The sequence below is a fragment of the Nitrospiria bacterium genome (genome assembly GCA_035517655.1).
Classification (GTDB): Bacteria; Nitrospirota; Nitrospiria; order JACQBZ01; family JACQBZ01; genus JACQBZ01.
Genome location: DATIYJ010000056.1, coordinates 44,756 through 59,515, shown reverse-complemented (window position 1 = coordinate 59,515; position 14,760 = coordinate 44,756). Strand labels below are relative to the sequence as shown.

Genomic DNA, 14,760 nt, shown 5'->3' with positions numbered 1-14,760 from the left:
TCCACATCCAGGATATATCGTGCCGGAAGTCCCCGAAGGGGGCGTGCCGCGGCGGCTCCGCCATGGCGCGATCCGTCCGAAAACCGGTTCGGGGCCTTTGAAATGACGGGCGGCCCGCGGTGGGTTCGAGCAATCGGCGCGGTGTCCGCCTTGTCGTTGGTCCTCTTCGTATCCCCGCCGTCATGGTCGGGAATCGCCCAATTGGTCCCCTCGTCCAGGGACGCTTCGAAAAAAAGCGATCAGCCGATCGAGATCACGGCCGATCAGGTCCAGTACCTCAAGGACTCGGATCTGTATATCGCGGACGGCTCCGTCAATGTGGTTCAAGGGACCACCCATCTGACGGCCGATCATGTCACCCTAGACCATGGAAGCGGGCAGGTCAAGGCCACCGGTCATGCGGTTTTGCGCGACGGCGACAACGTCGTTTCCGGGGACCGGCTCGATTACAATCTCAACAGCAAAAACGGCACGGCCGTGCCGGGGCAGCTCTTCGTCAAAAAGGATAATTATCATATCAACGCGGTCACCATGGACAAGGTGGGGGAGGGCCATTATGAATTGAAGGCCTGGTCCCTCACCTCGTGCGACACGCAGGACGGGGAAGCTCCGCTCTGGCGATTCCGCGGGAATGCCGCCCGCGTGGATACGGGCCAATACCTGGTGGCCCATAATGTGATCCTCTATATCAAAGACGTCCCGGTCCTGTACACGCCTTATCTGTCTTTTCCGGTCGGCACGGATCGCCAAAGCGGTTTCCTGCCGACCCGGTTCGGCTACAACAGCACGGACGGATTGGGGGTGAATCAGGCCTTCTACTGGGCCATCAGTCCCAGCCAGGACATGACCCTTTCGGTGGATTTCCGAAGCATCCGGGGGACCGGGTTGGGCCTCGAATACCGCTACAAGCTCAGCCGGGAGTCCGAAGGGGAGCTGCACTACAGCATCTTCGACGACCATATCACCGAAAGCAAACGGACCGAGACGGACTTTCAACACGTCCAGCGCTTCTCGACCGATTTCCAGGCCCGGCTGGACGTTCACATGATCAGCGACATCAACCAGCTGCGGGACCTCAGCGCCACGACGGCGGACCGGGTCCAGCAGAGCATGGAATCGACCTTCGTCATCTTCCGGCGCTGGGACAACCAAGAGCTCTACCTGCTGGCCCGGATGACGCGGGACCTGGTGACGGCCAGCGACACCACGCTGCAGGAGCTTCCCGAGCTGGGTTATACGCTTCGGGAATACCGGCTGGGCGATTCGCCCTTTTATGTGGGATTGGACGCGACGGCCGACAACTTCTGGCGGGCGCGGGAAGACGAAGCGGCCGGATTGATCCGCGCCCAGCGCCTCGACCTTTTTCCGCGTGTATGGACGCGCATCAATCTCGACGGCCTCGTCCTGACCCCGCGCGCCGGTTTCCGGGAAACCTGGTACAGCCGCGACCTGGAGTCCGATTCGCCGACGGTGAGAGGCGTCGAGGTCCTGGACATGGGAGCCAACACCCGGGTCTATAAAATGTTCGAATCCTCCGGTCCCCGTCAGTTCGTTCATTCCATCGAGCCGTCCGTGGTCTATGAATACGTTCCCTTCGTGGATCAAACCCGGCTGCCCCATTTCGACGATATCGATCAACTGCCCCGAAAGAACGATGTGACGTATTCGTTGACGAACCGGCTGGCCTCGGAGGACCATACCCATCCTGAAAAGCCGTCCTCCTGGGAATGGATCTTCTGGAAGCTCACGCAGACCTATGATATCCACGCCCGGCGTCTGATCGCGGACCCCGGCCCGTCGCGTCCGTTGTCCAACGTCCGATCGGAGTCCATTTTCCGGCCGTGGACCGGAACGAGCGTGGACATGGACACCTTCTACGATCTCTACCGGCACAAAACGGTTTCGTTCGACACCGATCTTCAGCTTCAAGTTTCGCGTCCCTGGACGATCAAGGTCGGGCAGCGCTACACCCGCGACGGGGCGTTGACCCCGCGCGGGGATCCCTTCAATCCCCTCGGACCGGTAAATCCGGACTTTTGGTACGACCTTCCGGCCCCTCTGATCCGTTTTCTAACGGCGGAGACCCAGATCGAGTTGCCCGGCAAAGTAATCCTGTCCGCCAAGGAATACTACGACATCCAGGACCGGGCCATCACAGAAAGCGATTACGGTTTGAAATACATCGGCCAATGTCTGGGCCTCGCGATTTCTTATGAGCGTCTTCCCGATCGGAGTATGTACAACTTTATGATCACGCTCCGTCCCGCGGATATGTCGCGTGCGGGGGCGTTCGTCTTTTAAGGCGGGGATGCCGCTCGCCTGTCGGCCTTGGGCTGCTTGACACGCGGGGACCGGTTGGGTATTGTGGCGGAATCTTCATGCAAGCGGGCCCGGTTGGGTCGCCCGGGGAGGGCGTCCGTGGAATTGAACGGCAAAGCGGCATTGATCACGGGAGGCGCGAGGATCGGTCAGGTCGTCGCCGCGGTCCTGGCCCGTCACGGCGCGAATGTGGCCATGACGTACCGGACCTCGAAGACCAGCGCCGAAGAGACGGTAGAGGAAACGCGGGCCCTGGGCGTCCGGGGGCTGGCGCTGCGCGCCGATCTGACAAAGCCGGCCGACCTCGTCCATGCGGTCGAGAGAGCGGCCTCGGTCTTCGGAGGATTGGATATTCTGGTCAACCTGGCCTCGATCTACGAAAAGACGTCCCTCGCGTCGCTCGACGCCGGCGTCTGGAAAAAAAACATGGCGGCGAATCTGGAAAGCGCCTACCTCCTTTCACTGCGGTGCGCGCCGTGGATGAGGCGGCGGGGAGAGGGGCGCATCATCCATTTCTCGGATTGGGTCGCGGCCAGCGGGCGGCCTCGGTATAAAGAGTATCTCCCGTATTACGTTTCGAAGTCGGGCGTCGTCGGTCTGACCCAGGCGCTGGCCCTGGAACTTGCGCCGGAGATTCTGGTGAACGCGATCGCGCCGGGGCCGATCCTGCCGCCGCCGGATCTGTCGGCCAAGGAGAACCGCGCGGTCCAACGGGCCACGCCGCTGGGACGGTGGGGAGGGCCGGAAGAGATCGCGAAGGCGGTTCTCTTTTTGATCGAGACCGACTTCGTCACGGGCGAATGCATCCGCGTGGACGGCGGACGGCATCTTTACTGATCACGGCGGGTCTAATCGGCTCCGGTTCGATTATTCCGGATTCCCTGAAGTGGACGGGTAGGCCGGAAGGGTGGTGAGCCGCGGGTCTTCGACGTGTCCTCCCATCGTGAAGTGATACAGGTCCTGATATTTAAATCCCTCCAGTCCCAGGAACGAATGCATCGGATCGTCGAAGAAACAGCCGATGCCGGTGCCCCGCAGGCCCAGGGACTCGGCTTCGAGATAGAGCACCTGGCCGACCAGTCCGGATTCCCAAAACAGTCTCGGATAAAACCAAGCGCCGTACTCATTCAACGGCTTTTCGAAATCCGCGATCATGCCGAGGCTGAAGCAGCCGTCCGACGCGATCTCCTGATGGCAGGCGATCTGCTGCGAGATTTCTCTCGTGTCGCCGGTTAAAAGACGATGGAACTCAAGGGCCGGCGGGCAGCCTTCGGGTTTTTCCCAGGCGAACTCCTTCTTCATGGCCGACGATAACAACTTCATCCGGGACGGATCCCGGACCAGAAAATAGATGCCGGGGTCGAGGTTCTGCACGCGGTGAAGGAAGAGGGCGAGGTGGATGCGGGGCGGCCACGGGATCGTGTTGAATGGAAATCGTCCGGGCGCCGGAAGGGTCTTCATCAGGATGTGATAGAGCGCATCCCGCGTGATTCCGGTCCGCCCGTTTAAGGCCAGACAACTCCGGCGTTGATGGATCATCTTTCGAAAGGAGATCGGCGCCGGTTCGCCCTCCGGGAGTCCGCCCGTCGCCACGACCGTTCCGTCGATGCGACGGGTTACGGGTTTCCGCGTCGCGGCCGCCGTCTCCTCGATCATCGGCCACTCAACATGGCCGGGGCTGAGCCGGTTGGGGCGGCCTTGCCAGTGAAATCTCTTGAAGTTTTCAGTCACCTCTAAAGGAAGCGCCGGCTCGATCCCGCTCTTTCCCTGCGGTGAGACGGCCAGGAGGCATTCGGGCTGCTCCGCCTCGACGCCTTGAGGATCGAAGACGCCCAGCAGGTCGGCGAGGGAATCGGTTGAAAGTTCGTCCAGCAGCGTCGCTTTCCATCCGAGACCGGCCGCGGCCAGACTGATAGCGGCGATCGCATGGCCCGCATCGTGCTGGCAGTAGCGGAACGCACGCTCTCCGTATTTCCAGGCCTCGCGCCAATGAATCGAGGTCAATCCCACCAGAATCGCATCCTCCGGAAGCCGAGCCGTGAGGCCCTTCCAGCTTTCCAGGGAAAACTCGACGCGCCGCTCCAGGGCATGGATCTTCGGGGCATAGTGACAGACCATCGGGCGGTCACACAGCCCGGAAATCGGACCGCAGATCAGGTAGCCTTCGGTGGGATGGAGATTGCCGCTGGACGGATTGACGCGGAGCGCCCAGCTCACGTCGCCGGCCTTTTTCCAGGCCGAGATCGCCAGACTGTCATAGAAGAGTTGAGACACGCTCATCCGATCGAGCGGTTGGACCGGAAGCCGGCCTTCCATAAAGGAGGGCTCGTACAACGGGAGGTCTTCGGGCGGGACGTGCTCCAGTCGGATCAACGGCGCGCCGGTATATCGGCGAAAAGGATCGGGCTGCGTTCCCCAATCAAGGTTGTGCGGTCCCGGGGCGTACCGGTCCAGCCGGTGTTTGCCGGCTTGATGGTAGGCCAGGACCCGTTTCAGATCATCCGGCATTCGAGCGGACCTTAATGGTCCGTGTCCGGACCATGGGGGTGGCCGTGGGTGAGCTCCTCGTTTGTGGCCTCGCGGACGTCGCGGACCGTGACGTCGAAGTTCAGGGTTTCCCCGGCGAGCGGATGATTGGCGTCGATCGTCACGTCGTTCCCGTCGATCCCGACGATCGTCAGCATGTGTTTCCCGTCCTCCGTCCGGGCTTCGAACTGCATGCCGGCGCGGAGTTCCTCGACGCCCTTGAATCGGTCTTTTGAGACGACCCGCGTCAACGATTCATTTCTCGGCCCGTAGCCCTTTTCGGGGGGGATCCGGACGGTGAACCGGTCGCCGGGGTTTTTCCCCTCCAGCGCGCCTTCGAGGTCGGGGAGGATGCTCCCGATGCCTTGAATGTAGGTGAACGGCTCGCCCCCGATGGAGCTGTTCAGAACCGATCCCTTCCCGTTGGTCAGGGTGTAATCGATTGTCACGATTTTGTGCTTTGTGATCCGCATGTCGTCCGTCCTCTTGTCGGAGGCTCCGCGTTTTGTTTCTTCTAACTTGGCATAAGCAACCGCCGGGAGTCAACCGCCTTCGGAGGGCGTCCGCGATCGAAGCGCGATCCCCCCCAGAATAAACAGGACCGTCGAGGTCAGGGCCGACACCATGCAATACGGGCAGACGGCGCGGATGACAAAGAGCTGAAGATAGACGAACCAGGCCGATGCCGCGAACCCGACGAAGGTCATGCCGGCCGTAAAATACAAAATGCCGCCCCGTCGTGTGTCCAGATAGGCGATCGTGAGCAGAAAGATCGCAAGATAGTACGCCGCGCCCAGAAGGGACAGCGGGATGCCGACGAGGCTCGCGTAGGGACCGGTCGTGACCTTTTCGCAGCCTTCAAAGATGGAGCAGTTCAGCGGTCCTCCGGCATAGTGTTTTACGGTCAGAAAGGTCGCGTCCGCAAAACCGATCAAGCTGAGGATCAGGAACGCGGCGGGAACCCGGCTAGGGGTCTTGCCGGACGGACTGCTGAAGAATTTTGCGGAATTCATCATAGCCCTCGGGATTTAAGATCAACGTTCCGTTGAGGAAGAAGCTTGGAGTGCCCGGCAGGTTCAGCCGGGATCCGCTTCGTCGGTCTTCTTCGATCGTCTTCCGAAGCTCGGCCGAATTCAAGTCCGCGTGGAACCGCGCCAGGTCGAGGCCCAGTCGACGGGCGTAACCGTCGAAGATTCCTTCCGCGTCGGCCAAGTCCGACCAGGTCGACTGGCCCTCGAAAAGCAGGTCGTGCATCTCCCAGAACTTTCCCTGCCTTCCGGCCGCTTCCGCCGCCCGCGCGGCCGGTTCGGCATTCGGGTGTTGTTTCAGCGGGAAGTGACGATAGGCGAACCGCATCCGGTCGCCGAATTCGGCGAGAAGCTTCCGGAGGATCGGATGATAGCTCCCGCAGGCGGGACATTGGAAATCGCTGTACTCGATCAAGACCGTCTTCGCGCCGGCCGGTCCCTTCACCCAGTCCGTCGTCATCAGTTCAACGGGCTCCGGGGAACCCGGGGACGAGGGAGCGCGGGGCGGCCGGGACAAATTCACGATGATCAAGACGGTCAACCCGAGAACGATCAGTGCGGAAGCCCAGAGAACGACGCGCTGGGCGGTCGGCGCGGAGGTTCCGGGTCGGCGCAATCCCGTTTTTTCGGATTTCCACCGTTCGTTCCGGGTCGGCGGTTGGTTGGCAGGTTCCATGGCCATCAGTATACAATTTTTGGGCTCCGGGGGAAAGCGGCCGGCGAATCAGATCGACGCCCGGGCCCGGTTGAAGAGCGCGATGTATTCCTCGGAACGGAAATCGGGATACGTGTGGGGGAGCGGAACGAAACTCTTTCCCTGATAGATGAGCGTGACCTCGGCGTAGATTCCGTCCCGAAGGTAGATCCGGTGCGAGTAGTCCTTGGTTGTCGCCAGCACGATCTTCGACGGGGCGATGTATCCCGGATCAAGATTGATCTGTCGGCGGTTTCCTTCGTCCGTTTCCCGGAGCCACCGTTCTTCCAGCGCGTTTGTAAATCGTTTGATTTCAGGCAGCGAATCCTGCGGGACCGTCCGTTTGAAGAAAAAGAACCGGCGTTTCAGATCCGGCCCGAGCTCTTTTTCATAGTAAGTCGTGTGGTTCCAGGGATAGACGGGGCTTTCAAGATCGATCGGGCCGAAACGGGCGGTGAGAAACGGCCGGACTTCTTCAAAGATCGTCGGCCGTCCGGCGATCATTCCGACCAGCAGCTTCACAGGAGAGGCCGCTTTCAGGATTCCCATAATTTCCGGAGGGCCGCGTCGAGGGCGGTGAGATGGATTTCGGCGCGCTCCTCCCGGGTCAGATGGACCGGCGTCTCGGTGGTGAAGCCGTGACGGCTGCCGTTGGCGTAATGGTAGAAGGCCTGAGGCCAGTCCGGACGCTGCTCGATCATATTCCGGAAGTCGTCGTCCGCGCTTTCGCGGTGGATCAGGCCCTCGACGGCCGGCATCCCCTCGATCTCTTCATTCCGGTTGATCGGATATTTCGCGCCGATCCGCGCGATCATCTCCCGGCCCCAGGAGGGCTCTCCATCCCTCGTCAGTTCGTAGAGGTAGAATCCCGGGGTATCGACGTCTTCGTGAAACTCCATGGCGAGGAGAAACGGTCGGTCGCCGACCGCCTGCTTGACATTTTGAACCTCCGTCGGCGGGGAAGGATGCTTGAATTGACGGTTCAAATCGATTCCCGCGGCGTTGGCCCGGGTGTTGTGTTCATACCCGAACGGATTCGTGCACGGCAGGATGGTAAACTCGAATCGCTGATACAAGTCCGGAAGCGCCGGGTAGCGTTTTAGAAATTCCAGAACGGCCCAGACGCCTCCCGGCTCGTCCCCGTGAATTCCGCCTCCGATGTAGACCGGCCGCGGTTTGGGATTTCCGGTTTTTGCGCCTTTCAGCGTGAGATGATAAAAAGGGTACGGCTTCGGTGCCGCCGGCACCGCGCCCATCTCGACCGCCCGGAGCGACGGGATTTCACGGGCCGCGCGGTCGACGGCCTGAACCACCTCGCGGTAATCCCGGATTTTCTTCACGACGGTCCGTTTCATGTTTTAAAATTAACACAGCGCCCGGCGCAAATCAACTGCCGCCTCTGCAGTCGATGCGCCCCGCCTCTTTGGGCGGGACGATTGACTCCGAGTCCGCCCGGAATACCCGTTGCAATTCCGGGGTTATTTTATTACAATAGATCGTTTTTCGGTCTTCAAAAAAAATCCGATGACGAAGAGGAGCGGCGGCGTGGTGGAACGGACATTGGCGATAATCAAACCGGATGCGGTTTCGCGTCAACTGATCGGGGAAATCATCAAGCGGTACGAGCATCAGGGATTCAAAATCGTGGCGATGAAAAAGACGCGCATCACGAAGTCCCAGGCGGAAGGGTTCTATCACGTCCACCGACAGCGCCCTTTTTTCGAAAGCCTGGCGAGCTTCATGGCGGGGGGGCCGATGGTGGTCTTGGTGCTGGAAGGGGAGGACGTGATTAAACGCCACCGCGATCTCATGGGAGCGACCAATCCGAAAGAGGCCGCCCAGGGGACGATCCGCCGGGACTTCGGCGCGGACATCGAGCACAATGCGGTTCACGGATCGGATTCCCGGGAATCGGCCCAATTTGAGATCGGGTACTTTTTCAGCGGCCTTGAACTGCAATCATAGGGGCTCGCGTCAACCCCGGACTACGGGGACTGGATACTGGATGAAGGATGCGGGTGATGAAGCGATTCTTCACCGGCATCCATCATCCCGCGTCTTGCATCCGATCCGCATCCCCCTCTCGCTCGCTTTGCTCGCCGGGTTGATCCTTCCCGGCGGTGTCAATGAGAGGCCGCGCTAAAAAAGTGATGAATGAATCCACGGTCTAAAGGGTCATGCTGAACAACTCCAGACGGTACGACGCGATCGTCATAGGCGCTGGCCTGGAGGGACTGCTCTGCGCCGCTTTATTGGCGAAACGGGGCAAGCAGGTCCTCGTGCTGGAAGAAGCTCCGACGGCCGGGGGGGCCTCTTTTCGACTCACCAAGGCCGGTTACACCTTTATCAACGGACCGACCCTTTTTTTGGGATTTGAGCGGGATGGACTCTACGACCGTCTTTTTACCGAGATGGGCCTGTCGCTGTCCTTGCTCAAGCGAGAGAGCGTCCTGTTCCGCAAGACCCAGCCGCCGCTCCAGATGGTCCTGCCGGATCACCGCCTGGATTGCTTCACGGACCCGGGAGAATGGGCCGAGGAACTCCGGAGGGAATTCCCGGACCAGGCCCAGGAACTCAAGGCGTTCTGGTCCGAGGTGGAGCGGTGCGAGGAGATCATTCGTCCGAGGATGCACCAGGCCCAACGAGCCCATCCGGCGACCGCGCGGGACTGGATCCACAACGTCCGGGAACGGATGCGGTATTCCTCCATGGTCGGAGCCCTTCGCCGCCAGCGCGCGGATGATTTTCTCCGGCCCCATCGGCTGGGGCCGGACCTTCAACGCGGGCTGGAGCTGCTCCTCCTGATTTTTAACGGACGGTCGATGGAGGAGGCGAGCGGACTGGATCTGGTCCATCTGCTCGGTCTTCTCCAGCGCGACATGGTCACGATCAGCGGCGGAATCCCCCGCCTATCCGAGCTGCTGGTCAAGGTGATCCAGGAGCACCACGGCGAGGTCGTCTATCGTCAGCAGGCCGCCGAAATCGTCCTCCGCCACCGATCGCCGGACGGCGTCCGGACCGTCGACGGCGAGACCGTGCATGGAACCTCCGTGATCCTCAACCTTCCCTGGCCCTCGGTTTCCGAGCCGTCCGCCTTTCAACGGGCCTTTACCCTTTACTTCGGCGTCGCCGGCCAGGCCGTCCCGTCCCCCATGAAGGAGCATCTTCTCCTCCTGCGATCGTACCAGCGGCCGTCCCTCTCCGACAATTTTCTGTACCTTCAAATGAATTCGACGCAGGAAGAATGGGCCGCGCCCAAGGGCCAGCGGGCCCTCCAGGTCATCGGGTATCTTCCGGAGACGGACCGGCCGAGGCATGAAATTCGGGAGACTCTCGTTCAATCGGTTACGGCCCATTTGACCTGGCTGATGCCGTTCTCCGACGGTGTCCTGACCTTTTTGGGAGACGACCTCGGGGAAACGGAGGCCGCGACCCGGATTCCCGTCAAGCTGGCGGAGCAAATCAGGACCACCCGGCGGGTTACGCGGGACGGGGGTTGCTACTACCTGACCTCTCTCAAAAATCTCTATCTGATTCCGGACCGGGGCCGCCGCCCCGCCGCCGCCCTGGAATCGGCCCGCTCGGCGGTGGAGCTGGCCAACCTGGTTGCAAAAAATACCTGACCGGTGAAGAAAATTTTGACGACAAGGAACCTCGTTCGGATGGGCCTCGCTTTTTGGGTCTGTCTGGCCGTCGCGGGCTGCGTGACGCCGCGGCCGGCGGCCGTAGCCACCGTTCCCATTCCGTCGGTTCAACTGGAGGCCTTGGATGAAGGCATGAAGGCCTACGAGGAGCGGGACTACACGAAGGCCCTGAAACTTTTTCAATCCGTGATCCTCCGTTTTCCCGGTTCCCCCCTTCTGGAGGAGGCGCAATGGATGATCGGGAAGACCTATGAATCGTCCAACGAATTCGGCCGCGCGTTGGCCGAGTACCTGTCCTTCACCGCGAATTTTCCCAACTCCGCTCACCGTTACGAAGCCGAACTGCGCATCGATTTCCTGAAAGGCATGCTCCGTCAGCAAAAAGGAGAACGATTCTTCCGACGGTATGTGGGCGTCGTCCTTTCCGGGGATCCGCAGGCCGCGGTCGGCCGATTGGACCGGGCCCTGCAGGATGTCCCGGCCGAAGGGACCCGCGTGGTTGTTCTTCAGGGTTACGGCCCCGGCGGGGTATATTTCAAGACGGACCAGGCCTCGGTGATCCGCGAAGCGACGGGGGACGCGGTGCGGTCGGTCCACCGGCGCGGCGACAGGGTTTGGATTCGCATTCCGATACGGAATCTTCCCTGGTTCAAAGCTCCGGGAGCGGAACGCGATACCCGCTATGACCCGGTTCGAAAACGACTGGAGCCGACGGATGCCCTGGATTTCTTCAACCCGGAAACGCTGGGGCGCCTGGAACGGTTCTACCTCGATCTCGCGGCGGCGGGCCCGGACGGTTTTCTGATCGACGAAGATCCGTTGATCGGTCCCTGGGAGGGTTTCAGTCCGACGGCCCGGGCCGCTTTTCTGCTGGATTTCGGCGAAGTCCTGCGGCCCGATCGCCTGATCGCGGCCTCCGACCCGCCGGGCCGGAAAGCCCCCGCGCCGGAATCGGCCTGGACGCCGCTGTTTTGGCAATGGACCGGCTGGAAAAACCGCCAGGTGTTGAGCCACATGGCCGAAATCATCAAGGCGGTTCGAAATCGGTATCCCTCCGTGGAGTGGGTCCGCGTCGTTCCGGCTTCCGCCGTCACGCAGCCGAACGTGGCCTTGGCCCGCTCGGGCATCGATCTTCTGGAGGAAAAACTGCGCGGCTTCGATTATTTCGGGATCGCCGTCTCGGCGGACTCCGGACCGGACAATCCGTTGGTCGTTCTGGATCGGGCGGTGGACTTGATCGGCGACCCCAAACGGGTAATCGCCCTGGTCCCGATGACGCAAGCGCAGTGGGCCGTCTCGCATTCCGGCGATTTTCAGGGGGCGGGACTCCTGTTGACCGAAGCCGCGGAGGCGCCGAAGACTCCCTTGACAAGGCGGCGTCACTAATTTAGTATTTGGTCGATCAATTTTATAGGGGCTCGCGTCGCCCCCTTCACACATCGGCTGCAAACCGCCGAGTGCAAGCCGGCGAAGCCGGATGGAGCCTCCCCCTCTCCTCGCGTGCTCGCTGGGCAGATTCCACACGGGCGACAGGGGTTCGAGGGCCCCCACATACAACGGAGGACACATGATACCGGAAGGATTGCGTTATCACACCGAGCATGAATGGATCCGAGAGGACAATCAAACGGCGGAGCTGGGCATCACCCATTTTGCCCAGGACGCGCTGGGCGACGTCGTGTATCTGGAGCTCCCGAAGATCGGCGCCGAGGTTCGTTCCGGCGAGGAAATCGGCGAAGTGGAATCGACCAAGACCACGTCGGCGATTTACACCCCCGTCAGCGGAAAGATCCTGGCGGTGAACGAGGACCTGAAAGAGAAACCGGAACTGGTGAATCAGGATCCCTACGGGAAGGGGTGGATCGTGAAGATCCGGATGTCGGATCCGTCGGAGGTGAAGCGACTCATGGACGCCCGACAGTACGGCGCGTATCTAAAGGAAAAGGCGGACTGACGCGCGATGGAAGCCCGTCCACGGATCGTGGTGATCGGCGCGGGTCCGGGCGGCTACGTCGCCGCCGTCCGCGCGGCCCAGCTCGGCGCTCAGGTGAGTCTGGTCGAAGAGCAGGAGGTCGGCGGGACCTGTCTCAACAAGGGCTGCATTCCCAGCAAGGCCCTGATCTTCAACGCCGAGGTCCTGGACCTGCTCAAGCGCGCCGACGAATTCGGCGTGCGCGTGGTCCGCGAACCGGACTACGACGTCACCCGGATGTTGGAACGCAAACAGCGGATCGTGCAGACGCAGGTCCGCGGGATTCATTCGTTGTTGAAGAGCTGGGACGTGGCCCTGATCAAAGGCCGCGGCCGAATGAGCGGTCCGCGCGCGGTCGAAGTGGCCGAGGCCGGCGGGGCGGTCCGGCGCCTGGAAGCGGACGGCGTGATTCTCGCAACCGGCTCCAAACCGATCAAGCCCCCGGTTTTTCCGTTCGACGGCGAACGGGTGATGACCAGCGAGGAGGCCCTGGAACCGCGCGTCCTTCCCGGGAGCCTCCTCATCGTCGGCGCCGGCGTCGAGGGATGCGAGTTCGCGTTCTTGTACCGGGCGCTGGGCGTTTCCGTGACGATGGTGGAGATGAAAGACCGGCCCCTGGCCACCGAGGACGAGGAAATCTCGTCCCTCGTCCGGCGGGAGATGACCAAGCGCGGGATCACTCTCCATCTGGAGGTGCGCGTGGAAAAGGCGGTGATCGAGCCGGCGCAGGCCGTCGTGACGCTGAGCGATGGACGGACGATCGCGGTCGAGCGGATCCTCGTTTCCATCGGACGGAGGATGAACACGGAAGGGTTGGGTCTGGAAGAGGCCGGGGTGGTTCTGGGGAAGCGCGGCGAGATTGTTGTGGACGATCGAATGGAAACCCGGGCGTCTGGGGTCTTCGCCATCGGCGACGCGGTCGGACGGATCATGCTGGCCCATGCGGCGTCGGCGGAGGGGAAGGTGGCCGCCGCCAACGCCGTCTCCCGTTCCGACCGCCATTCGATGAATTACGCCGTCGTTCCGGCCGGGATTTTCACAATGCCCGAGATCGGGACGGTCGGCCTCAAGGAATGGGAGGCCGCCGAGCTCGGTCTGAAGGTCCGCGTCGGGCGGTATCCGTTTCGGGCGCTGGCGCGGGCGCACACGATGGATGAGATCGTCGGCCTGGTGAAGGTGATTGCGGAAGAGGGGACGGACCGGATCCTGGGCGTCCATATTATGGGCCCGCATGCGTCGGACCTGATCCATGAGGCGGCGATCGCGATGCGGCTGGGCGCCAAGGCGTCGGACATCGGCGAGATGATCCACGCCCACCCCACGCTGCCGGAGGCGATGATGGAAGCGGCCGAGGACGTTCACGGTTCCGCGATCCATCTTCCCCGACGGAAAGGGTCGGCATGAAGCCGGCCGAGGCGCCGATGAAGCTTCTTCTCCGCGGGGTCGTCGAGGTCATTCAGGAGAAAGAGCTGGCGGATAAACTGAAGCTCCGGCGGCCGTTGAGGGTCAAGGCCGGTTTCGATCCGACCGCCCCCGATCTCCATCTGGGCCACACGGTGCTGCTGCACAAGCTGAAACAGTTCCAGGATCTGGGCCATGACGTGATCTTTCTGATCGGGGACTTCACCGGCATGATCGGAGACCCCTCCGGTATGACGGAAGCGCGGAAACCGTTGACGGAGAACGATGTCCGGGAGAACGCCAAGACCTACGAGCGGCAGGTGTTCAAGATCCTGGACCGGGAGAAGACGCGCGTCCGCTTCAACAGCGAATGGCTGGGCCGGATGAGCTCCATCGAATTCGCGCGTCTCGGGTCCAAGGTGACCGTCGCGCGGATGCTGGAACGCGACGATTTTACCAAAAGATTTCAGGAGCGGCGGGACATCAGCATTCTGGAGTTCTACTACCCGCTCCTTCAAGGGTACGACTCCGTCGAGCTGCGGGCCGACGTCGAGCTCGGCGGGACGGATCAGAAGTTCAACCTTCTGATGGGCAGGACGCTCCAGCGGCGCTACGGCCAGGAAGAGCAGGTCGTCCTGACCTTGCCGCTGCTCGAAGGCACCGACGGGGTCCGGAAGATGAGCAAGAGCTACGGGAATTACATCGCCCTGGAGGATCCGCCGTCCGAGATGTTCGGAAAGATCATGTCGATCAGCGACGGGCTCATGCTCCGCTACTACGAGCTGTTGACGGACCACGACCTGGAGACGATCCGCGCGATGCATCCGATGGAGGCGAAGCTGATGCTCGCCGGGGAGTTGGTGGCTCAATACCATTCCAAGGACGACGCCCATCAAGCCCGACGTGATTTTGAACAGAAGTTCAGACAACGTGACAGGGTTATAAACCTTGCGGACACCGTCGCTCTTTCGGACTCCGTCAAAACAGACGTCGTTCACGTGCTTGTTGAAACAAAATTGGTCCAAAGCAAGAGCGAGGCACGGCGTCTGGTCGGGCAAGGGGCCGTTGATATTGACGGACAACGGATCACCGATCCGAATCACACGCTGGCCCGCGGTCAAACCTACCAGATCAAGGTCGGCAAGAAGCGCTTTGTCTCCGTGAGCCTGTGACAAA

The 14,760-nt window shown here is 61.5% G+C and carries 14 protein-coding genes; 8 read left to right on the top strand and 6 right to left on the bottom strand.

The window, feature by feature from the left end; all coding sequences use genetic code 11:
- Positions 1–102: 102 nt before the first annotated feature.
- Together lptD and VLY20_10415 are read left to right on the top strand one after the other, a co-directional pair.
- Entirely contained in the window at positions 103–2,301 is a 2,199-nt protein-coding gene (lptD, locus tag VLY20_10420) for an LPS assembly protein LptD (protein ID HUK57059.1), read from the top strand.
- A gap of 117 nt (positions 2,302–2,418) precedes the next feature.
- Positions 2,419–3,156: an SDR family oxidoreductase gene (locus VLY20_10415; GenBank protein ID HUK57058.1), complete on the top strand. Its 738-nt coding sequence runs from the start codon at positions 2,419–2,421 to the stop codon at positions 3,154–3,156.
- A 30-nt stretch (positions 3,157–3,186) separates the two neighbouring features.
- Here the strand turns inward: VLY20_10415 and VLY20_10410 are convergent, their stop codons facing one another.
- From VLY20_10410 to VLY20_10385, 6 genes are all read right to left on the bottom strand, one after another.
- A complete protein-coding gene (locus VLY20_10410; protein ID HUK57057.1) occupies positions 3,187–4,827 on the bottom strand; it encodes a SagB/ThcOx family dehydrogenase in 1,641 nt (546 codons plus the stop codon).
- Positions 4,828–4,838: 11 nt separating this feature from the next.
- Positions 4,839–5,318, bottom strand: coding sequence for a peptidylprolyl isomerase (locus VLY20_10405; GenBank protein HUK57056.1), 480 nt, complete (start codon positions 5,316–5,318; stop codon positions 4,839–4,841).
- A 69-nt stretch (positions 5,319–5,387) separates the two neighbouring features.
- Positions 5,388–5,858: a vitamin K epoxide reductase family protein gene (locus VLY20_10400; GenBank protein HUK57055.1), complete on the bottom strand. Its 471-nt coding sequence runs from the start codon at positions 5,856–5,858 to the stop codon at positions 5,388–5,390.
- Positions 5,812–6,549, bottom strand: coding sequence for a thioredoxin domain-containing protein (locus VLY20_10395; GenBank protein HUK57054.1), 738 nt, complete (start codon positions 6,547–6,549; stop codon positions 5,812–5,814). The genes VLY20_10400 and VLY20_10395 overlap by 47 nt, the downstream gene beginning before the upstream one ends.
- Before the next feature lie 48 nt (positions 6,550–6,597).
- The gene (locus tag VLY20_10390) at positions 6,598–7,116 is read right to left on the bottom strand and encodes a DUF4416 family protein (GenBank protein ID HUK57053.1); all 519 of its coding nucleotides are present in this window, start codon (positions 7,114–7,116) and stop codon (positions 6,598–6,600) included.
- Positions 7,104–7,922 carry a M14 family metallocarboxypeptidase gene (locus VLY20_10385; GenBank protein ID HUK57052.1) on the bottom strand — a complete coding sequence of 273 codons (819 nt, stop codon included), beginning with the start codon at positions 7,920–7,922 and terminating at the stop codon, positions 7,104–7,106. Before VLY20_10385 ends, VLY20_10390 begins: the two co-directional genes overlap by 13 nt.
- Before the next feature lie 193 nt (positions 7,923–8,115).
- Between VLY20_10385 and ndk the strand changes: the two genes are divergently transcribed.
- The 6 genes from ndk to tyrS all read left to right on the top strand — a co-directional run bounded on the left by ndk (position 8,116) and on the right by tyrS (position 14,756).
- Positions 8,116–8,532 (top strand): nucleoside-diphosphate kinase, encoded by a 417-nt coding sequence (gene ndk, locus VLY20_10380; protein HUK57051.1) that lies wholly within the window; start codon positions 8,116–8,118, stop codon positions 8,530–8,532.
- Between the two features lie 212 nt (positions 8,533–8,744).
- Entirely contained in the window at positions 8,745–10,190 is a 1,446-nt protein-coding gene (locus tag VLY20_10375; protein HUK57050.1) for an FAD-dependent oxidoreductase, read from the top strand.
- A 39-nt stretch (positions 10,191–10,229) separates the two neighbouring features.
- The gene (gene bamD / locus VLY20_10370) at positions 10,230–11,597 is read left to right on the top strand and encodes an outer membrane protein assembly factor BamD (protein ID HUK57049.1); all 1,368 of its coding nucleotides are present in this window, start codon (positions 10,230–10,232) and stop codon (positions 11,595–11,597) included.
- A gap of 181 nt (positions 11,598–11,778) precedes the next feature.
- On the top strand, positions 11,779–12,165 hold the full coding sequence (gene gcvH, locus VLY20_10365; protein ID HUK57048.1) for a glycine cleavage system protein GcvH: 387 nt from the start codon (positions 11,779–11,781) through the stop codon (positions 12,163–12,165).
- Between the two features lie 6 nt (positions 12,166–12,171).
- Positions 12,172–13,587 (top strand): dihydrolipoyl dehydrogenase, encoded by a 1,416-nt coding sequence (lpdA, locus tag VLY20_10360; GenBank protein ID HUK57047.1) that lies wholly within the window; start codon positions 12,172–12,174, stop codon positions 13,585–13,587.
- The gene (gene tyrS, locus VLY20_10355) at positions 13,584–14,756 is read left to right on the top strand and encodes a tyrosine--tRNA ligase (protein HUK57046.1); all 1,173 of its coding nucleotides are present in this window, start codon (positions 13,584–13,586) and stop codon (positions 14,754–14,756) included. The genes lpdA and tyrS overlap by 4 nt, the downstream gene beginning before the upstream one ends.
- Positions 14,757–14,760: the final 4 nt, after the last annotated feature.